We start from the raw sequence: 1,155 nt of genomic DNA on the forward strand, positions 1-1,155 counted from the left end.
GTGGAAGATCAATAATGGTATTGCTTTGAGCAAAAGTATTTAAGAGTATTTCATCTGTATTCACACCCTTAGTGGTTTCAATTGTTAGGGTATTGATTTTTAGATGTGCGCTATCTGTAAGAAGTTTAGAACCTTCTTTCATTGTAAGAGTCACATTAGAATTATCTTGTAAAGAAATATTTCCTACAAATGCAGATTTAGTTTCTAAAGTTACATTGTAGTTATAAGTTTTTTCTGTTTTAGCAGCTCCTGTGCTTACTGAAAGTCTAGAAATATCTCCTAGAGCTAAACCTTTAATAGTAATGGTGTCTGTTTGAGTGTTATCACTAAGACTTCTATTAGTTTTAAGAGTTAAGAGACTCTCATTCTCTGCTACACCTTTAAAATAATCTTTATAAGTATTAAGGAAAGAAGCATCACCACCAATATTTTTATCTTTTAAAACAAGTTTTACTCCATCTTGATAGGTTACTCCTAAAACTTTATTCTGACTAATGTCTGTAGAACTACTATCAAAACTATCACCTACACTTCCATCTTTTTGAGTTGTTATGTCATTACTATTTGCAAAAATAAATGTAGTGTTTCCTGATGTATTACTTGCATAAGAAACATTAGCACCAATATTGACTTGACCACCTACCACAATATTTACACTGCCATTTGTATTTTTGACATTAAACATTGAAGTACCCAATGTGTTTAAAGTTGGACTTGAAGTTCTAAGCACAATATTTGTAGTTCCACCATTATTGGTTAGAGTTCCTGATAGATTCTCTGGAAGACTTGCAAAAGCTCCATCTGTTTTTGAAAGATAATTTGGCAACCAAATACTATTTTCAAAGATTAGGTTATTGGTTCCACTATTTGTAGTGATATTACCTACAAGACCTATTTTAATAGTAGAAGTATTGGCATATGTACCTACTCCATTAGAGCTACCACCTACAATTTTAATATTATTAGCACCATCAACATTACCCAAGATTACTGCTTGTATCTTAGATGTATCTACAGCAATTGAATTACCTTCAACCAAATTGCTTACATTTGCAAAATCAGTATTTGAACTTAAATCAAGATAAAGATTATTAGTTCCAGAAATCGCATCCTTTAAAAAATTATTGGATTTTGTAGCTTCATCATTATTTAAAA

1 protein-coding gene is annotated in these 1,155 nt (G+C 30.8%); it reads right to left on the reverse strand.

Going from position 1 to position 1,155, the window contains the following annotated elements; translation table 11 throughout:
* Positions 1-1,155, reverse strand: a 1,155-nt coding sequence (locus tag C6H31_RS06970) for a hypothetical protein (RefSeq protein ID WP_158657717.1), incomplete at both ends; no start/stop codon positions are given.

Source organism: Helicobacter sp. 'house sparrow 1', from assembly GCF_900199585.1.
Taxonomy (GTDB): Bacteria; Campylobacterota; Campylobacteria; order Campylobacterales; family Helicobacteraceae; genus Helicobacter_H.